Source organism: Burkholderiales bacterium, assembly GCA_023511995.1.
In the GTDB taxonomy this organism is placed as follows: domain Bacteria; phylum Pseudomonadota; class Gammaproteobacteria; order Burkholderiales; family Thiobacteraceae; genus Thiobacter.
Genome location: JAIMAL010000010.1, coordinates 1 through 23,306, shown reverse-complemented (window position 1 = coordinate 23,306; position 23,306 = coordinate 1). Strand labels below are relative to the sequence as shown.

At 66.3% G+C, this 23,306-nt stretch carries 19 protein-coding genes; 8 read left to right on the top strand and 11 right to left on the bottom strand.

Annotated elements, in window-relative coordinates; translation table 11 throughout:
* Positions 1 to 43: 43 nt before the first annotated feature.
* Together K6T56_06755 and K6T56_06750 are read right to left on the bottom strand one after the other, a co-directional pair.
* Positions 44 to 712: a response regulator gene (locus K6T56_06755; GenBank protein ID MCL6556044.1), complete on the bottom strand. Its 669-nt coding sequence runs from the start codon at positions 710 to 712 to the stop codon at positions 44 to 46.
* Positions 709 to 1,914 (bottom strand): GAF domain-containing protein, encoded by a 1,206-nt coding sequence (locus K6T56_06750; GenBank protein ID MCL6556043.1) that lies wholly within the window; start codon positions 1,912 to 1,914, stop codon positions 709 to 711. The genes K6T56_06755 and K6T56_06750 overlap by 4 nt, the downstream gene beginning before the upstream one ends.
* Positions 1,915 to 2,111: 197 nt before the next feature.
* Between K6T56_06750 and K6T56_06745 the strand changes: the two genes are divergently transcribed.
* From K6T56_06745 to pelG, 8 genes are all read left to right on the top strand, one after another.
* Positions 2,112 to 3,176: a thioredoxin fold domain-containing protein gene (locus K6T56_06745; GenBank protein ID MCL6556042.1), complete on the top strand. Its 1,065-nt coding sequence runs from the start codon at positions 2,112 to 2,114 to the stop codon at positions 3,174 to 3,176.
* Between the two features lie 188 nt (positions 3,177 to 3,364).
* The gene (locus tag K6T56_06740; protein ID MCL6556041.1) at positions 3,365 to 6,043 is read left to right on the top strand and encodes an endo alpha-1,4 polygalactosaminidase; all 2,679 of its coding nucleotides are present in this window, start codon (positions 3,365 to 3,367) and stop codon (positions 6,041 to 6,043) included.
* A complete protein-coding gene (locus K6T56_06735) occupies positions 6,003 to 9,602 on the top strand; it encodes a tetratricopeptide repeat protein (protein ID MCL6556040.1) in 3,600 nt (1,199 codons plus the stop codon). Before K6T56_06740 ends, K6T56_06735 begins: the two co-directional genes overlap by 41 nt.
* A gap of 16 nt (positions 9,603 to 9,618) precedes the next feature.
* Positions 9,619 to 10,152 carry a penicillin-binding protein activator LpoB gene (locus tag K6T56_06730; GenBank protein ID MCL6556039.1) on the top strand — a complete coding sequence of 178 codons (534 nt, stop codon included), beginning with the start codon at positions 9,619 to 9,621 and terminating at the stop codon, positions 10,150 to 10,152.
* Positions 10,153 to 10,156: 4 nt separating this feature from the next.
* The gene (locus K6T56_06725; protein ID MCL6556038.1) at positions 10,157 to 11,449 is read left to right on the top strand and encodes a PelD GGDEF domain-containing protein; all 1,293 of its coding nucleotides are present in this window, start codon (positions 10,157 to 10,159) and stop codon (positions 11,447 to 11,449) included.
* Positions 11,439 to 12,410, top strand: a complete 972-nt coding sequence (locus K6T56_06720) for a hypothetical protein (protein MCL6556037.1) — start codon at positions 11,439 to 11,441, stop codon at positions 12,408 to 12,410. Before K6T56_06725 ends, K6T56_06720 begins: the two co-directional genes overlap by 11 nt.
* Positions 12,407 to 13,906, top strand: a complete 1,500-nt coding sequence (gene pelF, locus K6T56_06715; GenBank protein MCL6556036.1) for a GT4 family glycosyltransferase PelF — start codon at positions 12,407 to 12,409, stop codon at positions 13,904 to 13,906. The genes K6T56_06720 and pelF overlap by 4 nt, the downstream gene beginning before the upstream one ends.
* Entirely contained in the window at positions 13,906 to 15,276 is a 1,371-nt protein-coding gene (gene pelG / locus K6T56_06710) for an exopolysaccharide Pel transporter PelG (protein MCL6556035.1), read from the top strand. The genes pelF and pelG overlap by 1 nt, the downstream gene beginning before the upstream one ends.
* Before the next feature lie 7 nt (positions 15,277 to 15,283).
* Here the strand turns inward: pelG and K6T56_06705 are convergent, their stop codons facing one another.
* From K6T56_06705 to K6T56_06665, 9 genes are all read right to left on the bottom strand, one after another.
* Positions 15,284 to 16,576, bottom strand: coding sequence for an adenylosuccinate synthase (locus tag K6T56_06705; protein MCL6556034.1), 1,293 nt, complete (start codon positions 16,574 to 16,576; stop codon positions 15,284 to 15,286).
* 25 nt (positions 16,577 to 16,601) lie between these two features.
* Positions 16,602 to 17,768, bottom strand: coding sequence for an ATP phosphoribosyltransferase regulatory subunit (locus K6T56_06700; GenBank protein MCL6556033.1), 1,167 nt, complete (start codon positions 17,766 to 17,768; stop codon positions 16,602 to 16,604).
* Positions 17,769 to 17,771: 3 nt separating this feature from the next.
* Complete coding sequence (locus tag K6T56_06695) at positions 17,772 to 17,957, bottom strand: DUF2065 domain-containing protein (protein ID MCL6556032.1); 186 nt, start codon at positions 17,955 to 17,957, stop codon at positions 17,772 to 17,774.
* 3 nt (positions 17,958 to 17,960) lie between these two features.
* Positions 17,961 to 18,839, bottom strand: a complete 879-nt coding sequence (hflC, locus tag K6T56_06690) for a protease modulator HflC (protein ID MCL6556031.1) — start codon at positions 18,837 to 18,839, stop codon at positions 17,961 to 17,963.
* Positions 18,836 to 20,008: an FtsH protease activity modulator HflK gene (gene hflK, locus K6T56_06685; GenBank protein ID MCL6556030.1), complete on the bottom strand. Its 1,173-nt coding sequence runs from the start codon at positions 20,006 to 20,008 to the stop codon at positions 18,836 to 18,838. Before hflK ends, hflC begins: the two co-directional genes overlap by 4 nt.
* 67 nt (positions 20,009 to 20,075) lie before the next feature.
* Positions 20,076 to 21,224 carry a GTPase HflX gene (hflX, locus tag K6T56_06680; protein MCL6556029.1) on the bottom strand — a complete coding sequence of 383 codons (1,149 nt, stop codon included), beginning with the start codon at positions 21,222 to 21,224 and terminating at the stop codon, positions 20,076 to 20,078.
* Positions 21,208 to 21,444: an RNA chaperone Hfq gene (gene hfq / locus K6T56_06675; GenBank protein ID MCL6556028.1), complete on the bottom strand. Its 237-nt coding sequence runs from the start codon at positions 21,442 to 21,444 to the stop codon at positions 21,208 to 21,210. The genes hflX and hfq overlap by 17 nt, the downstream gene beginning before the upstream one ends.
* Before the next feature lie 221 nt (positions 21,445 to 21,665).
* On the bottom strand, positions 21,666 to 22,553 hold the full coding sequence (gene der, locus K6T56_06670) for a ribosome biogenesis GTPase Der (protein ID MCL6556027.1): 888 nt from the start codon (positions 22,551 to 22,553) through the stop codon (positions 21,666 to 21,668).
* A 24-nt stretch (positions 22,554 to 22,577) separates the two neighbouring features.
* Positions 22,578 to 23,306, bottom strand: a 729-nt coding sequence (locus K6T56_06665; GenBank protein MCL6556026.1) for a hypothetical protein, incomplete at its 5' end; no start/stop codon positions are given.

The window sequence follows — 23,306 nt, the reverse complement described above, 5'->3', positions numbered from 1 at the left end:
GACTCCAGCGCTGTCAAGCCCCTTTTTCCGCCGGCCAGGGGGTTCAGTTGCCGTCAACGGAACGGGGGGAGGTGAGGCGGTGTTCCACGGCAAACACCGCCGCCTCCACCCGCGAGGAGAGATTGAGTTTGGCCAGAATGTGGCGCACGTGCAGCTTGACGGTATCGTGGCTGATGTCGAGCGCCCGTGCGATGGCTTTGTTGGACTCGCCGCGGGACAGGTGCATGAGGATCTGACGCTCCCGCTGGGTGAGCTGGGCGAGCAGGGAATCCGGCGTGCCTCGTTTCTGGTCCAGAAGGTTGACCAGCTTGGCCGTCATCTTCGGCGCCACCACCGTCTCGCCCCGCGCTGCCCGCTGCAGCAGGTCTTCCACGTCGTCGGGCTCCATGTCCTTGAGCAGATAGCCGCGTGCCCCCACCCGCAACGCAGCGGCCAGGTCCTCCTGGGCGTCGCTCACGGTGAGCACCACGATGGGCACCGTGCAGCCCTCCTGCCGCAGCTCACCGATGAGGGTGATGCCGTCCACCCCAGGCATGTTGAGATCAAAGACGGCCACATCCGGTTGATGGGTTTTGATGAGTTCCCGGGCTTCCGCGGGATTGCCCGTCATGGCCACCACCTTGATGCGGCCGTGACGTTCGATGAGTTCCGCCAATCCCTTGCGGAACAGGGTGTGATCATCCACCAGAATGACGCGGATCGGCTCGCTCATCGTGCCCCCACCTTGCGCGGCCGCGGCGCAGGAAACTCAAGATGCACCCGCGTCCCTTCGCCGGGACGGCTGTCCACGGTCACCTCACCGTTCAAGCGCTGCGCCCGTTCCTTCATAATGCTCATTCCCAGATGCATGCTCGGTCCGCCATTGCCTTGGGCCTTGAGCCCGATGCCATCGTCGGTGACGGTGACGGCGTAACGGTCACCGATGAATTCGATGGTGAGCTGCACATGCCGAGCAGCGGAATGCTTGCTGATGTTGTTGAGCGCCTCCTGCACGATATGGAACACCTGCACCTCCTGATCCGGGGTGAGGTTGACGTCAGGGGCGCGGTTGACGAAATCCACCTTGATACCGGTGCGCTGGCAGAAATTGTGCATGAGGTCTTCCAGGGCGGGCAGCAGGCCCCGCGGGTCCATTTTCTGCCGGAACTGGGTGAGCAGTTCCCTTAGCCCCGAATAGGCCGATTCCAGCGCATCGTCCACTTCCCCCAGGTAGCGTTCAGTCGCCACCTCATCCCCCTCGCGCACCGCTTCCCGGAGCATCGCCAGCCGCATCTTCATGTAAGCCAGGGTCTGCGCCAGGGAGTCGTGGATTTCCGCGGCCAGCATCTGCCGCTCGTCCATGAGGGTGATGCGCAGATTCTCCCGCGTCAGTCGCGCGTTCTCCAGGGCCATGCCCAGGTGTTCGCTGATGGAAAGGAAAAGCAGCGACACCTCTTCGGGAATGCTGCGGTCGCAGGGCATGAAGAGGTTGTACACCCCCATGGTCTTACCCTTGTGACGCAGGGGGACGGCGATCACGTTCTTGCAGCCTTCACCGAAATAATCCAGGTGGGTGACCTCGTGGCAGCAGCCCGCCGCATCGCCGCGCTGGATGGCGAAGTGCTGCGCCGCCTGCCCGCACACCCCGCAGCCGATGGGAACCAGGTATTCCCGGTCGATGACCTCCTGCGGCAGGCCGATGGCCCCCACCAGGCGCATGTGCTGACCATCGGAGGAAACCACCCGCACCGCCCCCCCAGTGGCCCCCGCCAGGCGGATCATGGTCTGCAGGAAACGCTCCAGAAGCTGCTCCAGGTCCGCGTCACTGGACAGACTGGTGGCAATCTCTGAATAGACACGCAGCGCAGGCAGCTTGTAGCCCGCCCGTTCCTCTTCGGGCTCCACGGGGCGCGCCGGCTTTTTTGCGTGGGTCATGACCATCTCGTGCCAATGGGGCAAGCCCGGCGATTCTAGCACCGGCCGGGGGGAATGCAAACCGCCGGCCCGCGGATTTCGGCTTTTCCAACAAATAGTTAGGTCGGCATCATGGCGATTGCCATGAGCCTCGAGGGAAAGCCCGCGAAAAGCCCGGTCGCGGTATCATCTTGCTTTGCTTTTGAGCGGAGGATGCCATGCACCGTTCCCGTCTCCACCTTCCCCTCGTTCTCCTGCTTTTTGCCATCGCCTTGGGCTTGAGCCCCACCGCCTGGGCCGCGGAAAAGAAGGGCCGCTATTTTGGCGCCAAGCCCACGGAATATCCCGCGTGGTTCAAGGAAAGCTTTCTTAATCTGCGCGAGGACATCGCCGAAGCGGCCGCGGCGAACAAACGCGTGCTCCTCGTCTTCCACCAGGACAACTGCCCCTATTGCAACCTCCTCGTGGAGCGCAACCTGTCGCAGAAGGACATCGTCGAGCTCATGCAGTCCCGTTTCGAGACGGTCGCCATCAACATGTGGGGGGACCGGGAAGTGACGGACTTTTCCGGCAGGACGCTCACGGAAAAACAGTTTGCCGCCGCCCTCAAGGTGCAGTTCACCCCCACCCTGCTCTTCTTCGACGAGAAGGGAGAGGTGATCCTGCGCCTCAATGGCTACCTGCCGCCGCAACGCTTCAAGCTGGCCCTGGAGTATGTGGCCGGGCGCAAGGAGAAAGAGCTCAGTTTCCGCGACTACATGGCCCGCCACGAGCCGCCGCCTGCCTCCGGCACGCTCAAGGCCGAGGACTTTTTCGCGCCGCCGCCCCACGACCTGCGCCGGGTGAAGAAACCCATCGCCGTCTTTTTCGAGCAGAAGGACTGCCCCGCCTGTGACCTCCTCCATGAGAAGGTGCTGCCCGATGCGGAGACGCGCCAGATTGTGCGCAGGGCACACAACATCCAGCTCGACATGTGGTCCGACACCCCGGTGGTTCTGCCCGACGGGCGCAAGACCACCGCCCGCGACTGGGCCCGGGAACTGGACGTCAAATACGCGCCCACCATCGTCATCATGGATGCCAAAGGCCGGGAGATCATCCGTTCGGAAGCCTTCTTCAAGGTCTTCCACACCCAGGGCATGTTCGATTATGCGACAAGCGGCGCCTACCGCAAGGAGCCCAGCTTCCAGCGCTACCTTTCCGCCCGCGCCGAACGCCTGCGGGAGCAGGGGCGCGACGTGGACATCTGGCGCTTTGCCGACGAGCCGCCGGCGCCTCGCTGACGGGCAAGGTCTATCTGGCGGAATTGCTGGCACGCCACCGCATCCCCATCCCGCGCACCCTGGTAGTCCACCGGAACAACGGGGCAGAGTTCCTGCAACGGGTGGAAAAACGCCTCGGGAAGCATTGAGACCGCCCCGCGGGAGGGGCTTTCACGTTACCATTCGGTTAGTTTGTCCCTGGCCCCGCCGTGTTGCGTCTTTTGCTTGTCCTCGCCTGGCTGCCGCAGGTAGCCCACGCCCTGAGCGTGGCCTTCTATTACGGCCGCGACCCGCTGCCGGAACTCGCCGCCTTCGACATCGCGGTGGTGGAAGCGCGCCATGGCTTCGATCCCGCACGCCTGCGTCGTCCCGGCTTCGAGCCCTTCGCCTACGTGAGTGTGGGGGAGCTTGCGGCGGATCACCCGGCACGTCCCGGCATGCCGGCGACCTGCCTTGTGGGCATCAACCCCGCCTGGGGGGGGAGCCTGATCGACCAATCGCGACCGGATTGCCGCGCGCATTGGCTTCGTGCGGTCTTCCAACCCCTCTGGCAGGCGGGCTGGCGGGGATTCTTTCTCGATACCCTGGACAGCTACCGCCTCATTCCCAAGGCGGAAGAAAAAGCGCACCAGGCGGGACTGATCGAGCTCATCCGGGAAATCAAGGCCCGCTATCCGAGCGCGCGGCTTTTCCTCAACCGCGGGTTTGAACTCCTGCCGGAGATCGCCTCCCTGGTGGAAGGGGTGGTGGCCGAGTCCCTTTTTTCCCGCTATGACGCGGCGACGAAAACCTATGGCGAAGTGCCGGAGGAGGATCGTCGCTGGCTTTTGGCGCGCCTCAAGGAAGTGCAGGACCGCTACGGCCTGCCGGTGGTGGTGATCGACTACCTGCCGCCGGCGCAACGGGAGGAAGCGCGACACCTGGCCCGGCGCATCGCCGCCGAAGGCTTCATCCCATGGGTGAGCGACGGTGAGCTGGCAAGCCTCGGGGTGGGGGTTCGGGAGGCCCTGCCGCGCACCCTGATCATCCTCTACGACGGACGGGAGGCGCCCGGGCTTCACGAACTGCAGGCGCATCGCTTCCTGGAGCTGCCGGCGCAATACCTGGGCTACCGCTTCCGTTATCTGGACATGAACGGGCTGCTCCCCACGGCCCCCCACGCCGGCCGCGTGGCGGGAGTCATCGTTTGGGGGGTGGGGGATTCGCCCCGGCCGCAGGCGCTGCGCGACTACCTCGTTGCGCGGCGCCGGGAGGGCATCCCCGTTCTCTTCCTCAACACCCTGCCCTTGGATCCCGTTGAGCTGGGAGAGGAGTGGGGGGTGCAGCGCATGAGGCTGAAGGGGGAGATTCCGTTGCAGAGCGTCCTCGAGCCCTTCGAGGCGCCACTGCCACCCCGGCTTATCACCGCCACCGAGGCCCTGACGGGGGAGCGCCTCATCCCCTGGGTCCGGGCGGGGGAAGGCGTGCTGGCGGGGCTTGCCCCCTGGGGCGGGTTTGCGCTTGCCCCCGCCCTCATTGAAGCCGTGCCAGGCGTGGACCAGTTCCGCTGGCGCCTCGACCCCTTCCGGCTGTTGGCGGAGGGGCTCAAGCTGCCCCTTTTTCCCGTCCCCGACGTCACCACGGAAAACGGCCGCCGGCTCCTGACCCTCCATGTGGATGGCGACGGCTTCGCCTCCCGCGCCGAGCTGCCTGGCCGCCCCTGGGGCGGTGCTGCGTTGCTTGCCTTTTTGCAGAAGCATCGGCTCCCCCATGGCATCTCGGTGATCGAAGGCGAGATCGGACCCGACGGCCTCTACCCCCAGCACAGCGCGGAACTCATGGACATCGCGCGCCGGATTTTTGCCCTCCCCTGGGTGGAGGCAGCAAGCCACAGCTTCAGCCACCCCTTCCGCTGGAGCGAGGCGGCCGGTCAGGGCGAAGGCGGCTACACCCTGCCGATTCCCGGCTACCGCTTCGACCCCCGGCGGGAAATTTTGGGCAGCCGGGATTTCGTCGCCGGGCTGCTCCCCCGCGGCAAGTCGGTGGCGCTTTTCTTCTGGACGGGGGATTGCGCCCCTCTGGCCTCGCAGCTCACGCTGGTGCGGGAGGCGGGCCTACTCAACATCAACGGCGGCGATACGGTGATTTCCAAAAGCTGCTCGAGCCTCACCTGTGTCGCCCCCTATGGGCTTGCCATCGGCGATGAGCGGCAAATCTATGCGCCGGTGGCCAACGAAAACCTGTACACGAATCTCTGGAGCGGTCCCTTCTGGGGCTACCGACGCGTCATCGAAACCTTCGAGCGCACCGAAACCCCGCGCCGGCTGAAGCCCGTGGGCATCTACTACCACTTCTACTCGGCCACCAAGCCCGCGGCGTTGGCGGCCCTGGAAACGGTCTATGCCTGGGCGCAGGCGCAACCCCTGCATCCGGTCTTCATCAGCGAGTACATAGAGAAGGTGGAGGATTTCTTCGACTACGCCATTGCCCGCGAAGGGGAGACATGGCTGCTCAAGGGTCGGGGGTTTGTGCGCACGGTGCGGCTCCCGAAAGGCACGTTCCCCGACCTTGGGCGAAGCGCGGGGGTGGCGGGCTACCGCACCGCCGCCGGCGCCACCTATGTGCATCTTTCCGGCGCCGAAGCCCGGCTCAGGCTGACCGCGACACCCCCCGCCGCGCCGCCCCATCTCGTGGAGGCCAACGGGAGACTGACGGCGTTTTCCCATCAGCCCTCCCGCACCGTCTTCACCCTGCGCGGCCACGTCCCCCTGGAAGGCCGTCTCGCCGTCCCTACTGCCTGCACGGTGGAGGCGGATCCCAAGGCGCGGCTTGGCCGCAGCGGCGATCAAGTTGTCTTCAGGAGCGAGCATGCTGCGCTCACGCTCACAGTCCGCTGCCCCACTCCCTGAGCGACCGCGGCTTGCGCCACCACTCCTCATCCTGGCCCTCACCCTGGGCATGGCCGCCATCCTGGTCCTCCTCTTTCCCCGGGAGGATCTGGTGCTGCGTCTGGCCGCCAACCCGGAAGGGCCGCTGTCCGCCGCCTACCTGCGGGCGCTCATCAAGACCGAGCCGGACAACCCCCGGCTGCGTCTGCTGGTCGCCGGCAACCTCCTGCGCGCAGGCCGCCTCGACGAACTGGAAGCCACCCTGCGCCCTGCCCTCGAAGCAGCGGACCCGGCCCTGCGCCGCGAGGCGCTCTGGCTGCTGTGGCAGGCGGAAGGGGAGCGCCAACGCGAAGCGCCGCCCGCGGTCCGCCATCAGCGGGAGTTGCGCCAGAAGGCGTTGACCCTCGAGCTCATCGCCCTGGAGTCGGACCCCCGGAGACTGGCCCAGCTCGCCGGACAGCTCCTCGCCCTGGGGGAAGGCCAAACCGCCCTCGCCATCTTCCGGGAACTGGAGCGGCGCAATCCCGGCAGCCTCCTCACCCATCTGGAACAGGCTGGCGCCCAGGCCCTGGCCCGGGGAGATTATGCCGCGGCAGCGGAAATCCACATGGCGGCGCGGCGCCACGCCACGACGCCCATCGAGCGGCGGAAATATTTCCTCGCCGCCCTGCGGGACCTGGAAAGCGGCAACCGCCCCGATGCGGCGCTGGCCCTGGCCGAGCGCGAACTGATGGAATTGGCCGATGACCGCGCCGTCCTGCTGGAGCTGGTGCGGCTCGCCCGCGCCGCGCAGCGGCCGGACCGCGCCGAGCATTACGTGCGACGCCTGTTGCGCATGAGTCTCTTGGAACACTGGAACCGGCTCGCCAACGGCCTTTCCGCCACCCTGCGGGCGGTGGCCGGGGAGGGGCCGGCCCTGCCCTTCGACCCCAAGGTCTATGAGCTCGCCTATACCGTCTTCCTGGAAAACCGCAAGATTGCCGACGCCTACCGCGTGGCGGCCTCCGCCGTGCGTCAGGCGCCGGACAATCTCCTCTGGCGGCGGCGCCTCGCCCAGGTGGCCGAGTGGTGGAACCGTCCCGACGAGGCCCTGGAGCAGTGGCTGTTCATCGCCCGCCGCTCGGGGGAAGCCGATGCCTGGGAAGCGGTGCGCCGCTTAAGCCTCGGGCTTTTGCGCGACGATGCCTACGAAGCCTGGCTGAGACACCGCCTGGCCCGGGGTTTCGATGCGGCGCTGGTGCTGGCGCTTGCCCAGACCCAGGAAAGGCAGGGCCGGCCGGAAACAGCGCTCGCCACCCTGGAGGCCGGCTGGAAGCAAAGCCACGCCGCCCCCCTCGCCCAGGCCGCGGCGGAGCTCGCGGAACGGCTGGGGGATCTCGACGCCGCCCTCACGTGGTGGCAGCGCCTTGCCACCGAACCGGGCGCGGAAACGGCGTTGCGGATTGCCACCCTGGAAGTGCTGCGGGGCGACCGTGATGCCGCCCGCCGCACGCTGGAAAAGCTCCCCCCCGAAAAGCGCACGCCGGCAGTGTTGCGCATGCTGGCGGAGCTTGCCGTAGAGATGGGCGACCGGCCGGGCGCCCGGCGCGCTTTGGCGGCCCTTGCCGCCAGCAGCGAAGTCCTGGCGGACGATCTCGCCACCCTGGAGGCGCTCCTTGCCGATGAACCCATGGAGGCCGCCCGCGTGGCGCTTTTGGCCTGGCAACGTTTCCGTGACCAAGAGGCGCTGCTGCGGGCCCTTTCCGCCTATCAGGCGCAGGCCCGCTTCGACGAGGCGCAGACGATCTTCGCCGGTCTCGATGCCGAAACCCGCCACCGCCTCGAAGCCTCGCCCCGCTATTGCCTCCTTGCCGCCCGTCAGGCCTGGCAGCGCGGTAGACTCGCCGAAGCCCGGCGGCTTCTCGCCCGCGCCCAACGGCTCGCCCCGGAAGACCTAGACGTCGCGGAAGCCGCGCTGTGGTTTGCGCTGGAGGCGGGCGAGAGCAGAGCGCTGCGCGAGGTCCTTGCCCGCCACGGGGCAAACCTTGTCCGCCAGCGTCGCCTGGATGGGGTCATCGCCGCCCACACCACTCTCGGCGAGCCGCACCTGGCTTGGCGCCTGGCTGCGGCGGAACTTCCCCGCCACCGGAACGACCCCCTCTGGCTTATCATGGCGGCGGACCTCTTGGAAACCCTCGACCGGCACGAGGAGGCCTGGCAGCTTCGCCGCCGGGCATTGAGCCTCGTGCGGGCGCGCCCGCGGGATGGCCTGGCGGTGGCGCGGGCGAGGCTCGCGGCGAGCCTCGCACCGGGGGATGCGGCGCTTGCCGCGCTCCGCGCCGCGGTAGCGGAAAACCCCGACGAGGCCGCAAGCCTTCTGCTCTCCCACTGGATCACGGCGGGGGAATATTCCTGGGCCCGCGCCTGGATGTACGGCCGCCTCGCCCGGGAAGCCGCCCGCCCTCGCTGGGCCGAGCTCGCCGTGGCCCTGGCGGAGGATGATCGAGAACGCTTGGGCGTGCTTCTGGAAGACCCCGCCGGGCTGCCCCGCCGGGATGCCGTGGAAGCCACGCGCCGTCTCGATCCGCCGCTGGCTACGAATCTCGCTTTTGCCCATCAGGAGGCGCTGGGAAGCGATGACGACCTTCAGGCCCAGCTCGCTCCCTTGCTCCGGGAAGGGGCAGCCCGAGTGGGTCTTGCCAGCCAAAGCCTGCGTCTTGGTGGCCTCGATGAAACCCGCAACAGCCTCACCGTGGAGGGGGCGGCGCTGCCCCGGCTTCGGCTTGCCCTGGAACTCACCTCCCTCACCCGACACCTGCGCGATTCCCAGGCCCTGGGGCAGGCGGTCAACGAACGGCGGGCGCTGCTTCGCGCCGCCACGGGCGACGCAGAACGGGGCCGCTGGGAGGTGAGCCTCGCCCACCGCGAGGGATTTGCGCCCCGCACGCCCGCGGCGGTGTTCTTCCGCCGCAGCCGGGGAGGACTCGAGTGGGAGGTGGAAATGGCGCGGGCGCAGCCCGCCGAGGACTCCCTGCCCCTGCGTGTGGCGGGGGAAAAGGACATCCTGGCCCTGAAACTGAGCTTGGCCCCGGTGCGGCCTTTTGCCTTTTCCCTTGAGGCCGCAAGGCACCATTACCGCAGCCAGACGGGCACCCCCTTAGGTCGCGGCACGAGTCTCACAGCCCACGCCACCACCGCCCTGCGCCAGGAGGACCCGGACCTCCTTGTCGATCTCTTCGTCGCGCGGCATCGCTTCGAGGCGCGGGAGGTGAACGATGGGCGGCTGACACCCCTGCTGCCTGCCGGCGCCACGGCTTTCGCTTCCGATTTTTTCCTGCCTCCCTCCTTCACCCTGTGGGGCCTCACCCTGTCAAGCCGCACCGCCCTTGAGGAAACCGACAGCCGTGGGCTCAAGCCCTTCTGGGCCTTGACGTTAAGCCGGCACAGCGAGGAGGGTTTCGGTTACGATGCACTTTTGGGGGTAGGGGGAAGCCTCGTCGGCGCCGATCATGCCGGATTCGGCGTCGAATGGGCGCGCGCCCAGGGCACGCAGCCGGGCAGCACCCGCCGTGTTTTTTTCCACTACCGCCACGACTTTTGAACAAGAAGAGGAAACCATGACGTCGAAGCGCAAAACCTGGCTCTTTGTCCTGCTTTTCACCGGCTGGCTTGCCGGCTGTGCCACCGTGGAACGTGCCGCCGCGCCCACTTTGGAGACGCAGGCGGTGTGGGCAGTGGCGCCCTTCACCAACCAGACGGAGACGCCGCTGGCGGGGGGCCGCGCGCAGAGCATTGCCAGCCAGTGGATCGCCGCCCGCCTCTCCCCCCGCATCGTGCTGCCGCCGGCGGATTGGCTGGAGGAGGGGCTTTTGGAAAAGGCACGGTCGCGCAGCGAACAGGAACTTCTGCAATGGGCGAAAAGCCAGGGCGCCCGCTATCTCGTCACCGGCCAGGTGACGGAATGGCGCTACAAGGTGGGCGTGGATGGCGAACCGGCGGTGGGCCTTGCCGTGACCGTCCACGACGTCACCACGGGCAGCCGCCTCTACAGCGCGGTGGGGGGAAGAAGCGGCTACTCGCGGGAAGCCCTCTCCGCCGTGGCGCAGAAGCTTTTGGCCGAGCTCTTGGCTCCATTGGCTTCCGCCCGCTGAACCCATGACGGAGTCCATCAGGAGGCGTTGGGCGACGCTCGCCGCCCAGCCCGCCGCCGCCGGGGAAACCCTGGCCGTCCCCCTGCTGGCGGTGGGGCTTGGGCTTTGGCTTTCGCCCCTCGATCCCTTCTGGGTGAAAAGTGGCTTCCCCTGGGCCTGGCTTGCCCCGGTGCTGGTGAGCCTGCGCTATGGGTCCCTCGCCGGAGTGGCCGCGAGCGGCGTGCTGGTGCTCGCGTGGTTTGCACTTTCCGCCGGCGGCTGGCCGCTTTCGCCCTTTCCCCGCCACTATTTCCTCGGCGGTTTCATGCTGGTGATGCTCACCGGTGAGTTCACCAGCCTGTGGATGGGCCGCGCCCGCCGCGCGGAAACCCTGCACGCCTATCTGGACGAGCGGCTGGAGCGCCTCACCGAACAGTACTATCTGCTGCGCCTGTCCCACGACCGCCTGGAGCAGGAACTCCTCACCCGTCCCCTCACCCTGCGCGATGCCCTGGGGCGTCTCACCGGGGGTGTGCCGCTTGCGGACAGCGCGCGCACCCTGCTCGATCTGCTGGCCCAATATGCCCAACTGGAGCGGGCGGCGCTCTATCCCATTCGCGACGGCGTGCTCTCCCTGGAACCGGTGGCGGTGCTGGGGGAGCCCTTCCCCCTCGACCCCTTGGACCCCCTCGTGCGCCATGCGCTGGACCACGGGCGGCTCGCCCATGTGCGGGATGTGCTGGATCATGCCAGCAGCCGCTACCGCGTGGTGGCCCCGGCCGCCGCCAAGGGGGAGGCGGCTAGTCTCCTGCTGGTGGTGGAGCGGCTGCCCTTCCTCGCCCTGCACGAGGAGACCCTGCAGAGTCTGGACCTCCTCCTTGCCTATTACGCGGACGGGCTGGCCATGGAACGGCTGGCCGCCCCCCTGCTTGCCCACTATCCGGACTGCCCGCCCGCCTTTGCCCTGGAGCTCATGCGCCTTGCCCGCCTTTGGAGGGAAAACCGCCTCGCCTCAAGCCTCGTGGTTTTCCATTTCACGCCGGAAGCCATCGCCGCCGAGCTCCCCCGCGCCCTCTCCCGGCTGTCGCGGGGGCTGGATCTGGAATGGTTCGTGGAGCCTTCGGCGCGGCTCCTCGTCATCCTGCCCCTCGCCGGCGAGGCGGGCGCGGAAGGCTACACCCGCCGTATCGAGCGCTGGTTTGTCGAACATGGCCGCGGACGGCCGGAGGAGGCAGGGGTGCGCCTGCGCCGCCTGAGCCTCGACGAGCCGCCCCTCGTCCTCTTGGCGCGCGCGCTGGAGGAAGGCGGTGCAGACTAAGCTTTTCGCCTACGCTACCGCCCTGGAGGGGGCCGCCTGGGGTGGCGCGCTGCTCGCCCAAGACAGCGGCACGGCTTTCTTAAGCTTCATGCTCCTGCATGGGGCCGCGGCGGTGCTTTTCGCGCTGGCGGCTGCCGCTTGGCTTGCGCCGGGGGCGCGCCGCGCAAGACTCGCCTTGCTTCCCTTGTGCTTCGCCCTGCTCTTCTCCCTACCGGGGGTCGGGGTGGTGCTCGTGCCGGCGTGGCTTTTGAGCCTGCGTCGGATGCGCGCCCGTGCCCACCGGGCGCCCTTCGGCCAGGTGGAGGTGCCCCCCTTCGATGTCCACCTCGGTGGCCGCCTCCCTTTCCGCTTCGCAGGCGCCGCCGGGATCCTGGCCAATCCGCGGGTGCCGGTGGATACCCGGGTGGGGGCGCTGCTCGCCCTGTCGCGCATGTCGGGCCGTGTGGCGACCCCTTTGCTGCGCAGTGTGCTCACCTGCAGCAACGAGGATGTGCGGCTGCTCGCCTACGGCCTGCTGGATGCGCGGGAAAAACGCCTCAACGAGGCCATCCACGCCGCCCTCACCCGTCATCGGGCGGCCGGCCCGGACAGAGGCGACGCTGCCGCGCAGCTCGCCCAGCTTTACTGGGAGCTGGTTTACCACGGCCTGGCGGTGGGGGATGTGCGCCGCCATGCGCTGGAACGCTGCCTCGCCTATGCCGAGGAGGCCTTGGCCGCCGGGCGGTCAGAAATGGCCCTCTATCGCGCCCGGGCACTGCACGCCCTGGGAAGGCTTGCCGAGGCCGCCGAGGTCTATGCGGCCTTGAGGGGTCTTCCGCCAAGCCGCGTGCTGCCCTACGCCGCCGAACTCGCCTATGACCAGGGCGACTATGCCACCATGGGGGCGCTGCTCTCGCGCCTCACCCCGGATGCCTCCCTGCACCAGCTTGCCGCGGTGCTGCGCTACTGGAGGGCGGCATGAAGGCCGACATTGCGCTGCTTCTCGAGGGCACCTATCCCTTCGTGAGCGGCGGGGTGTCGAGCTGGGTACACCAGATTATCCGCGCCTTTCCTGAGTGGCGCTTCCACCTCGTCTTTCTCGGCAGCCGCCGGGAGGACTACGCCGGCATGCGCTACGAACTGCCGCCCAACGTGGTGGGGCTGGAAATCCATTATCTTTTCGAGCCAGAGGCACCACCCCCGCTGAAGGCGCCGGAGCCTTCGCCACAGGTGATGGGACAGGTGGAAGCCGTGCACGAGGCTTTCCTTGCCGGAGTGCCGGTGGAGGAGGCGATGACACGCCTTGTGGGCCTGTTTCCCGTGCTGCTTTCCGGGGAGGCTTTGCGCCGGGAGCACTTCCTGCGTTCCCGCGCCGCCTGGGAATCCATCTGCAGCCGCTACCGACGCTTTTGCACCGATCCTTCCTTCGTCGATTATTTCTGGACGGTGCGCATCATGCACGCGCCGTTGTGGAAGCTTTCCGCCATCGCCCGCAGCCTGCCCAAGGCCCGCGTCTATCACACCATTTCCACCGGCTACGCGGGCTTCCTCGGCGCGCTTTTGCACTGGCGCGACGGGCGTCCCCTGATCCTTTCCGAGCATGGGATTTATACGAAGGAGCGCAAGATTGATCTGCTCAAGGCGGAATGGATCCGGGACAATCGCAATGTCTTCCAGCGGGATCCCACCGAGGTGTCCTACTTCCGCGCCCTGTGGATCCGCTTTTTCGAGTGGCTGGGGCGCACCTGCTACCAGGCGGCCGATCCCATCATCGCCCTCTATGAGGCCAACCGGCAGCGCCAGATCCAGGATGGCGCCGATGCCGCGCGCACACGGCTGATCCCCAACGGGGTGGACCTCGCCCGCTTCCGCCCGCTCCGCAGCCAGCGGCCGGCGCGGGTACCGCCGGTGCTGTGCCTGATCGGCCGGGTGGTGCCCATCAAGGACGTGAAGACCTTCATCCGCGCCATGCGGCGGGTGGTAAACGTGCTGCCCGAGGCGGAAGGGTGGATCGCCGGGCCGGAGGACGAGGATCCCGGCTACGCCGAGGAATGCCGCAATCTGGTGGAAAGCCTGGGACTCGCGGGCAAGGTGCGCTTCCTGGGCTTCCAGAAGGTGGACGCGCTTTTGCCGCGGGTGGGGCTCACCATCCTCTCCTCCATCAGCGAGGCCCTGCCCCTGGTGATCCTCGAAGGCTTCGCCGCCGGCGTGCCCACAGTGGCCACCGATGTGGGGTCCTGCCGGCAGCTCGTCGAAGGGTTGCCGGGCGAGGACCGCGCCCTGGGGACGGCGGGCGCCATCGTCGGCATCGCCGATCCCCTGGCGCTTGCCGATGCGGCAGTGGCGCTGCTGACCGACGAGGCACGCTGGCGTGCCGCCTCGGCAGCGGCCATCGCCCGCGTCGAGCGCTTCTACACCGACGAGATGATGTTCGCCGCCTATCGCGAGGTGTATGGGGCGGCGATGGAGAAACACTGATGGCGGGGATCGGTTTCGAGCTGCGCCGGCTGCTTTCGCGCAATACCCTGGGCGGTACCCTCACCGCCTACGCCTATGCCGGCATGATTGGCTCGGGGCCCTGGGTGCTGTCCATCATCGGCATCCTGCTGGTGGGGCTTTTGGCCAGTGGCATCGTCGTGCCGCCGAGCCTCGTCACCCAGTTCCAGACCACGGTCACCTACCTCATCGCCTCAAGCCTCATCCTCACCGGCGGCCTGCAGCTCGCCTTCACCCGTTACGTATCGGACCGCCTGTTCGAAAAACGGGACGAGCTGGTGCTGCCCAACCTGCACGGCGTGCTGGGCGTGGTGCTGGGTGCCGCGGCGGCGCTTGCCACCCTGGCGATGGCTTTTTTCTTCGAGCAGGTGAGCTTCGGCTACCGGCTTTTGGTGGTGGCGGCCTTCACCACCCTCTGTGGCGTGTGGGTGCTGGCCGTGTTGCTGTCTGGCCTCAAACGCTACAAGGCCATCGTTCTGCTTTTTGCCGTCGGCTACGGCTTGGTGGTGGCACTCGCCTATCCCCTGGCCCGCTTCGGCCTGGAGGGGCTGCTCGCCGCCTTCGTCACCGGCCAGCTCGTGCTTCTTGGCGGCATGTGGGTGGTGGTGGCGCAAACCTATCCCAGCCACCGCAGCGTGAGCTACCACTGGCTGCACCGGCGCACCTTCTATCCCAGCCTGCTTGTCGCCGGCAGCCTCTACAACCTCGCCGTGTGGGCGGACAAGTTTCTTTTCTGGGTCAATCCCGTCACCTCCGAGCCGGTCATCGGGCCCCTGCGCGGCTCCATCATCTATGACCTGCCCGTCTTCCTCGCCTATCTTTCCATCGTGCCCGGCATGGCGGTGTTCCTGGTGCGCATCGAGACCGACTTTGCCGAGTACTACGAGAGGTTTTTCAATGCGGTGCGGGAGGGCGCTTCCCTCGAATTCATCCAGGACATGCACGACGAAATGGTTTATGCCGTGCGCCAGGGATTGGGGGAGATCGCGAAAATCCAGTCCATCGCCGTGCTGGCAACCTTCGTCGCCGGCCCCACCCTCCTTGCCGCGCTGGGGATTTCCGCGCTCTATTTGCCCCTTTTGCAGGTGCAGGTGGTGGGGGCAAGCCTGCAGGTGATGCTCCTTGCCGTTCTCAATGTGCTCTTCTATCTCGACCGCCGGCGCATCGTGGTGGGATTGACGACGATCTTCCTGCTCGCCAACACCCTCTTCACCGCCATTACGCTCAAGCTTGGCGCGCCTTTCTATGGCTATGGCTTCACCGTTGCCCTGTTGTTGACGGTGGCCCTCGGCCTCGTCTTTCTCGATCGCAAGCTGGACCGCATCGAGTACGAGACCTTCATGTTCCAGTGACGCGGCTTCAGTCGTAGGGATGCCGCAGGACGATGGTTTCCTCGCGGTCGGGGCCGGTGGAGATGATGTCCACCGGGACTTCGCACAGTTCCTCCATGCGCCGCAGGTAATTGCGCGCCGCCACCGGCAGGTCTTCGTAGCGGCGGATGCCCACCGTGCTTTCCTTCCAGCCGGGCATTTCTTCATAGATGGGTTCACATTCGGCGAGGGTCTCGGCGCCCACCGGCAGGATGTCACTGGTGCCCCCCGGCAGCCGGTAGCCCACGCACAGGCGCAACGTTTCCATGCCGTCCAGCACGTCCAGCTTGGTCACACACAGGCCGGACACGCCATTGATCTGGATGGAGCGCTTGAGCGCCGCCGCATCGAACCAGCCGCAGCGACGGGCGCGGCCGGTGGTGGCGCCGAACTCGTGCCCCCGCTCCGCCAGGTGCCTGCCCGCCTCGTCGAACAATTCGGTGGGGAAAGGGCCGGATCCCACACGGGTGGTGTAGGCCTTGGTGATGCCCAAAACGTAATGCAGCGTGTGCGGTCCCACCCCGGCGCCGGTGGCGGCGCCGCCGGCCGTGCAGTTGGAGGAGGTGACGTAGGGATAGGTGCCGTGGTCGATGTCCAGGAGGGTGCCCTGGGCGCCTTCGAAGAGGAGGTTGCGCCCCGCCTTGTTGGCCTCGTAAAGGAGCCGCGGCACATCCCCCACCATGGGGCGGATGCGCTCCGCCAGGGCCATGGTTTCGTCCAGGGTCTGCTGAAAGGAGACGGTGGGGGCGTTGTAGTAGTTCTTCAGCACAAAGTTGTGCAGGTCCAGCACTTCGCCCAGCTTCGCCGCGAAGAGATCGCGGTGGAAGAGATCCTTCATGCGGATGGCGCGACGCGCCACCTTGTCCTCGTAGGCGGGTCCGATGCCGCGGCCGGTGGTGCCGATCTTGGCCGCGCCCTTGGCCGCCTCCCGGGCGTGATCCAGCGCCACGTGATGGGGCAGGATGAGGGGGCAGGCTTCGGAAATGGTGAGCCGGCTCACCACGTCGATGCCGGCCGCCTCCAGCATGTCCACCTCCTCGATGAGGGCCTTAGGCGAGACGACCACGCCGTTGCCGATGTAGCAGCGCACGTTTTCCCGCAGGATGCCGGAGGGAATGAGGTGCAGGACGGTTTTTTTGCCCCCCACCACCAGGGTGTGACCGGCATTATGCCCACCCTGGAAACGCACCACCCCATGGGCGCGGTCGGTGAGCCAGTCAACGATCTTGCCTTTGCCTTCGTCACCCCACTGGGTGCCCACCACCACGACATTTTTCGACATCAGTCACGCTTCCCTTTCTTCACTGTCATGCTCCGGCCGGCAGCGGTTCCACCTGCCAGCCGCCCTCCCGATACACCAACCGGCGATCACAGCCCGATTCGCCACGATGGGCCTCCTGTCCCGGCAGCTCCACCACCACCACCTCGCCGGCGGCGCGCAAGGCTTCGATCTGCGCCCGCAGCGCCGGGTCTTCACCCCAGGGGGCGAGAATGCCCGGACGCCTCACTGCTGGCGCCAGATGCGGCAGCAGGGTGCGCAGGTCGGTGGAAAACCCGGTGGCGCTGCGCGCCCGGCCGAACACCTTGCCGGCGCCGTCGTAGCGCCCCCCCTGGGCCACGGCGCGGGCACAGCCCTCCACGTAGGCGGCGAACACGACTCCGCTGTGGTAGTGGTAGCCGCGCAACTCCGCAAGATCGAAGTGCAAAGATGCGCCCTCTTCCTGCAGCACATCGGCGAGCGTCTGCAGTGCATCCAGCGCCGCACCGATTTCCGGATAGGGCGGCAGACGCCGCGCCGCCTCCGCGAGCACCGCACCCGGGCCGTAGAGATCGGGCAGCAACAGCAGCGCCTCGCGGATTTCCCGGGCGCAGCCCGCGGAAAGCTCCCGCAGCGTGGGGACGTCCTTGTGCTGCAGGGCCTCGAACAGATCCGCCTCCTGTTCCTCCTCCAGGGCGGCGCGGCGCGCCAGGGCGCGGAAGATGCCCACATGGCCCAGGGCGAGGAGCACGTCCGTAAGCCCCAAGCGCTTCAGCAGAGTAAGCATGAGGCGCTGGATTTCCACGTCCGCCTCCAGCCCGCCATGGCCGAAAAGCTCCGCCCCCACCTGGAAGGGCTCGCGGCTTGCGTCCACCGAAGCCGGCCGGGTGTGCAGGACGCTGCCTGCATAGCACAGGCGGGTGATGCCCTGACGATTGAGGAGATGGGCGTCGATGCGTGCTGCCTGCGGCGTGATATCGGCGCGCAGGCCCATGGGCCGGCCGGAGAGCTGGTCCACCAAAGTGAAGGTGGCAAGGCGCATGTCGCGCCCGGTACCGGTGAGGAGCGACTCCAGGAATTCGATGAGCGGCGGCTGCACGAGCTCATAGCCGTGACTGGCGAAGAGGTCGAGGGCAACACGGCGCGCCTGCTCCAGTTGCCAGGCGGCGGGCGGCAGAACGTCCTCGATGTTCTCGGGCAGCAACCAGGTGTGCATGGGTCAGGCGGCAAGCCAGAGGAGAAGCAGACCGATCAACATGGACATGAGCCCCATGAAGCGCAACTGCCCATCGCGCAGGGCGATGAGCCGGCGGAAGGCATCACGCCACAGGGCAGGCGCAGCGAAGGGGACGATCCCTTCCAGCACCAGCATCAAGCCCACGGCCATGAGCAGGCTCACTCCCATACACTACTTCGTGCCCCGGCCGGGGTTCCTGAAGTACTTGAAGAACTCGGAATTGGGGTCCAGCACGAGGACGTCGCTGCGGTTGCGGAAGCTCTCCTTGTAGGCGTCGAGACTGCGGTAGAACGCGTAGAACTCCGGATTCAGCGAATAGGCCTGGGCATAGATGGCTGCCGCCTTGGCATCGCCCTCGCCCTTGATGCGCTGTGCATCGCGGTAGGCCTCGGAGATGATGATCTGCCGCTGCTTGTCGGCGTCGGCCTGAATCTGCTCCCGCTCCGCCGCACCGGTGGAGCGGCGTTCGTTGGCCACGCGCACGCGTTCCTGGCGCATCTGCTCGTACACCGAGTCGGCGACCTTTTCCGAATAGTCGACGCGCTTGAGGCGCACATCCACCACTTGGATGCCCAGCGCCCGCGCTTCCCGATCCACATTGGCGCGCAGGCTTTCCATGACCTGATCCCGCTGGCCGGAGACCACGTCGTCCACGGTGCGTTTGTTGAACTCGGCACGCAGACCGTCCCGCACCAACTGCAGCAGACGCGCCTCGGCATTCTTCTCATCGGCGCGCACGGAAACGTAGTACTGCCGGGGATCCGCCACCCGCCATTTGACGAAGGAATCCACCAGCATGTTGATCTTTTCCGCGGTGATGATGAGATCGGCATCCGGCGTATCCAGAGTGCGCACGCGCCGATCCACGTAGATGACGTTCTGCACCAGCGGCGTCTTCACGTAAAGGCCGGGCTGTGTCTTCACGGAAACGATCTCGCCCAACTGCAGGACGATGGCGGATTGGCGCTGGTCCACGGTGAACATGGCGAGACTCGCCACCACCAGCAGGACGAGGGCGACGACGACGAAGGAGGCGAAATTGCGCTTCATGGCTGCCGCCCCTCCCGGTTGCGCAGGAGCTCCCGCATGCGGTTGTCCTCCGGCTCACGCTTGGGTGTGGCTTCCGCCACCGGCGGCTTGGTAGCAGGCGCGCTGCTCACATCGGGCGCATTGCCCTGGATCAGCTTGTCCAGGGGCAGATAAAGCAGGCTGCCGCCGCTGCGCTGGTCCACCACCACCTTGGTGGTGTTGCTGAAAATCTGCTGCATGGCCTCGAGATAGAGACGGTCCCGGGTCACGGCCGGCGCCTTGTTGTATTCGGCAACCAGCGCCCGGAAGCGCGCCGCATCGCCTTCCGCCTTGGCGATCACGCTCTGCCGGTAGCCCTCCGCCTCCTGCAACAGGCGGGCCGCCGTTCCCTTGGCCTTGGGAATGACGTCGTTGGCGTAGGCCTCGCCCTCGCTGCGCATGCGTTTGCGATCCTGATCGGCCCGATTCGCATCGTCGAACGCCGCCTGGACCTGCTCCGGCGGCTGCACCTGGCTGATGGTGACGTTCTGCACCGTGATGCCGGACTGGTAGCGGTCCAGCATCTGCTGAATGAGCTCGCCGGCCTTGTTTGCCACCTGGGTGCTCTCGTAGAGGACGGAATCGATTTTGGTCTTGCCCACCACCTCGCGCATGGCGCTTTCGGCGATCTGCCGCACATAGGCCTGGTCATCGCCGATGTAGTTGCGGAAGAGAAAGAGTTGCGGATCGGTCACCCGGTACTGCACGGCGAACATGACGTTGACGATGCTCTTGTCGCCGGTGAGCATGGTGGCCTCGTGGGGCTGTTTGTTCTGCACGTTTTGCCGGTAACCGATCTCCGTGATGCGATTGCCTTCGACATCGACGATTTCCACGGTCTCGATGGGATAAGGCAGATGCCAGCGGGGCCCGGGCATGGTGAGCTCGACGAATTTGCCGAAACGCAGCACCACGCCCCGCTCACGGGCATTGACGATGTAAAAGCCGCTGCCGAGCCAGATGAGGAGGACAAGCCCGATGAGGAAAACGCCGCCGTTGAAACCGGACCCGCTGCTGCCAGCGGGGGGTTGCGGGCCGCCCTTGCCACCGAACATGCGGCTCAATTTGGCGTTGAAGTTGCGCCAAAGCTCATCCAGGTCCGGCGGACCGCCACTCGATCTTCTGCCCCAGTCGGGCTCGTTCCATGCCATGCGGGTTCCAGTGCAATTGCCGATGAGGGAGACCCAGGCGCCTTGCTGCGCAACGCGGCTGCGTCGGTCAGCAGACCGCTTCGGTGGGGACTTCCTTCCGCCGGGCGGCGGCCTCGCCGAGGGCGAGCCTCAGTCCACCCAGCCCTTCGCCGGTCTGGGCGCTGAGCCAAACGCGCGCAATGTTACCACAGTCATCCCGTTCGAAGCCTGCGGTAAGACCCCGCTGGTCGATCTTGTTGTAGACGAGGATTTGCGGGATGTGCCGGGCACCGATTTCCGCCAGGACGGCGTTGACCTGCTCGATCTGCTCCTCCCGCACGGGACTGGCCGCATCCACCACATGCAGCAGCAGGTCGGCCTGTGCCGCCTCCTCCAGGGTGGCGCGAAAGGCCTCGATCAGGCTGTGGGGCAGGCGCTTGATGAACCCCACGGTGTCGGAGAGCACGATCTGGCCCGCCTCCGGCAAAAACACCCGGCGCGAGGTGGTGTCCAAGGTGGCGAACAACTGGTCAGCGGCGTAAGTCTGGGCGTGGGTGAGGCGATTGAAAAGGGTGGATTTTCCCGCGTTCGTATAACCCACCAGGGAAACGGAGAAGACCTCCCGCCGGTCCCGCGCGCGACGCTGGGTCTGCCGCTGACGGGAAAGACGCGCCAGGCGCTCCCGCAAAAGCTTCATCCGGCGCGCGATGAGACGACGGTCGGTTTCCAGCTGGGTTTCACCGGGACCACGCAGGCCGATGCCGCCCTTCTGCCTCTCCAGGTGAGTCCAGCCGCGCACGAGCCGGGTGGAGAGGTGTTCCAGTTGGGCGAGCTCCACCTGCAGCTTGCCTTCATGGGACTGGGCCCGCTGGGCGAAGATGTCCAGGATGAGACTGGTGCGGTCGATGACCCGGCATTGGAGGCGGCCTTCGAGATTGCGCTGCTGGCTGGGGGTGAGCTCGTGGTTGAAGATCACCACGTCCGCCTGGGTTTCCGCCACCCGGCCGGCGATTTCCTCCACCTTCCCCACCCCGGCGAAAAGCGCGGCATCGGGGCGGGCGCGCCGCCCGGTCACCACGGCCAGCGGCAGGGCGTTGGCGCTTTCCGTCAGGCGGCGCAGTTCCTCGACACTCTCGGCTTCGTCGGGCTCCCCGAAGTCGATGCTGACCAGCACCGCGCGGTGGGCAAAGGTGGGGCGCGCGGGAACGCTCACACTCCCCTCAGGCTTCGGGGGCATCGTGGGAGATGTGCACCGGGCGGGTGGGAACGACGGTGGAAATGGCGTGCTTGTAGACCATCTGGGTGACGGTGTTCTTCAGCAGGACCACGTACTGATCGAAGGATTCGATCTGGCCCTGCAATTTGATGCCGTTCACGAGATAGATGGAAACGGGGATATGCTCTTTGCGTAAAGTGTTCAAAAACGGGTCTTGTAACAATTGCCCTTTGCCGCTCATGGCTTCTCCATTGCTTTTCAGGTTGGTTTGTTCTTCCGGCCCACCGGTCAACCCATCATCCGGCGCCGGGCCGGCACCCCCGGGGTCATGCCAATGATAGATCACAAAACCGGACTTTGCCCAACATTTGGGCACCCCGGCCCCCTTCAACCGGTGCAAAAGTTTTAGCTTTGAGGGCCGCCGCGTGCTGCAAGTTCCCCCTCGCAAGCAGGGGATGACCTCTAGCTGCGGCCGTATTTTTTCTTGAGATAGCGCCGATGACGGCGTTTTTTTGCTTCCTGTCGCTTGGTCAAGGGCGCCGGTTTCTTTTCCGCGAAGGGGTTGTGCCCCTGGCGGAATTCCACCCGGAGGGGCGTGCCCCGCAACCGGAACGCCTCCCGGAAAGTGTTTTCCAGATAACGCCGGTAGGCCTCCGGCAGGTTGTTGACGTTGGTGCCGTGGATGACGATCACCGGCGGGTTGCGCCCCCCCTGGTGGGCGTAGCGCAGTTTGGGTCGGAATTGCCCGGCCCGGGGTGGGGCATGGGCGAGCACCGCTTCCTGCAGCACGCGGGTGACCTGGGGAGTGGGGAGTTTGGCCATCGCCGCGGCATAGGCTTCATCGATGGATTTGAAGAGGGGGCCCAGGCCGCTACCCTCGAGGGCGGAGATGTAGTGCACGCGGGCAAAGGAGAGAAAAGCCAGCCGGTGGGCGACGGTACGTTTCACCATTTCCCGGTGGTAGGCATCGAGCCCATCCCATTTGTTCACCGCCACCACCATTGCCTTGCCCGCTTCGAGGACGAAGCCCGCAAGATGCGCATCCTGTTCCGAGATATCCTGCTTAGCATCGAGTACGAGCACCACCACATTGGCATCCTCGATGGCCTTCAGCGTCTTGATGACCGAGAATTTCTCGATGGCCTCGAACACCCTGCCCTTGCGCCGCACTCCCGCGGTGTCGATCAGGGTGTAGCGGTGGCCGTCGCGGGTGAAATCCACGTAGATGCTGTCGCGCGTGGTACCGGGCTCATCGAAGGCGATCACCCGTTCTTCCCCCAGCAGACTGTTGACCAGGGTGGATTTGCCAACGTTGGGACGCCCTACGATGGCAACCAGCGGCTTAGGCATCTGCCACCTCCGGATTCGACCACATCATTTGACCGTGACACTGATCTTCTCTGGATCAACGCTAACCAGTTGGAGAACTTCGGGAATGGTGACCGTGGGAGTCACCAAGTGAGTGCCTGGCTCCAGTTTGCTACCGTCAATTTCGACCCGCACGTCCTTAGCCTTCAGGGTGCCAAGTATCGGCATCGGGCCGGTCACTGTCACCTGAACCGTTCCAGGTTGCAAGGTAGCACTCAGATCGCTGGGCAGGCCGACTATCACTGGAGCGATGCGCATTGTCTGGCTCCCTTCAGCCGCGCTGACGTACGCTCGGACGACGATTCCCTGCTGCCGAACGACTGACACCGACGGTGGCAGGTCAAGATCGGTGTTTACGGTGAGATCGGCGACGGCGCCATTGACATTGACTGGTTGAGTCGAGACGAAATTGAGATCGCGCAAGGCATTTGGGTCACCGACGACCGTCACGGCCGTTGGTTCGACCATCACTCCCACTAGTTGATAGCCAAGAGCAACCGAACCAACTATTCGTGGCGTCACGGCCACGGTCTTATAGCTCAGCTGCTGCTCGATAGGAAGCTCAACCAAGACCATCTGGGGCACAACTGTAACCCCCTTCACCTCGTTTCCGTCCGTCCCAATCGGGGTCGGCGCGAAACTCTGGCTGATGGTCGATTTGGCATCCAGCAGTTTGACGGTCACTGCCACCCTGGCCACCTGAGATACAAGGCTCTCCGGCCCGGTCACCATTAC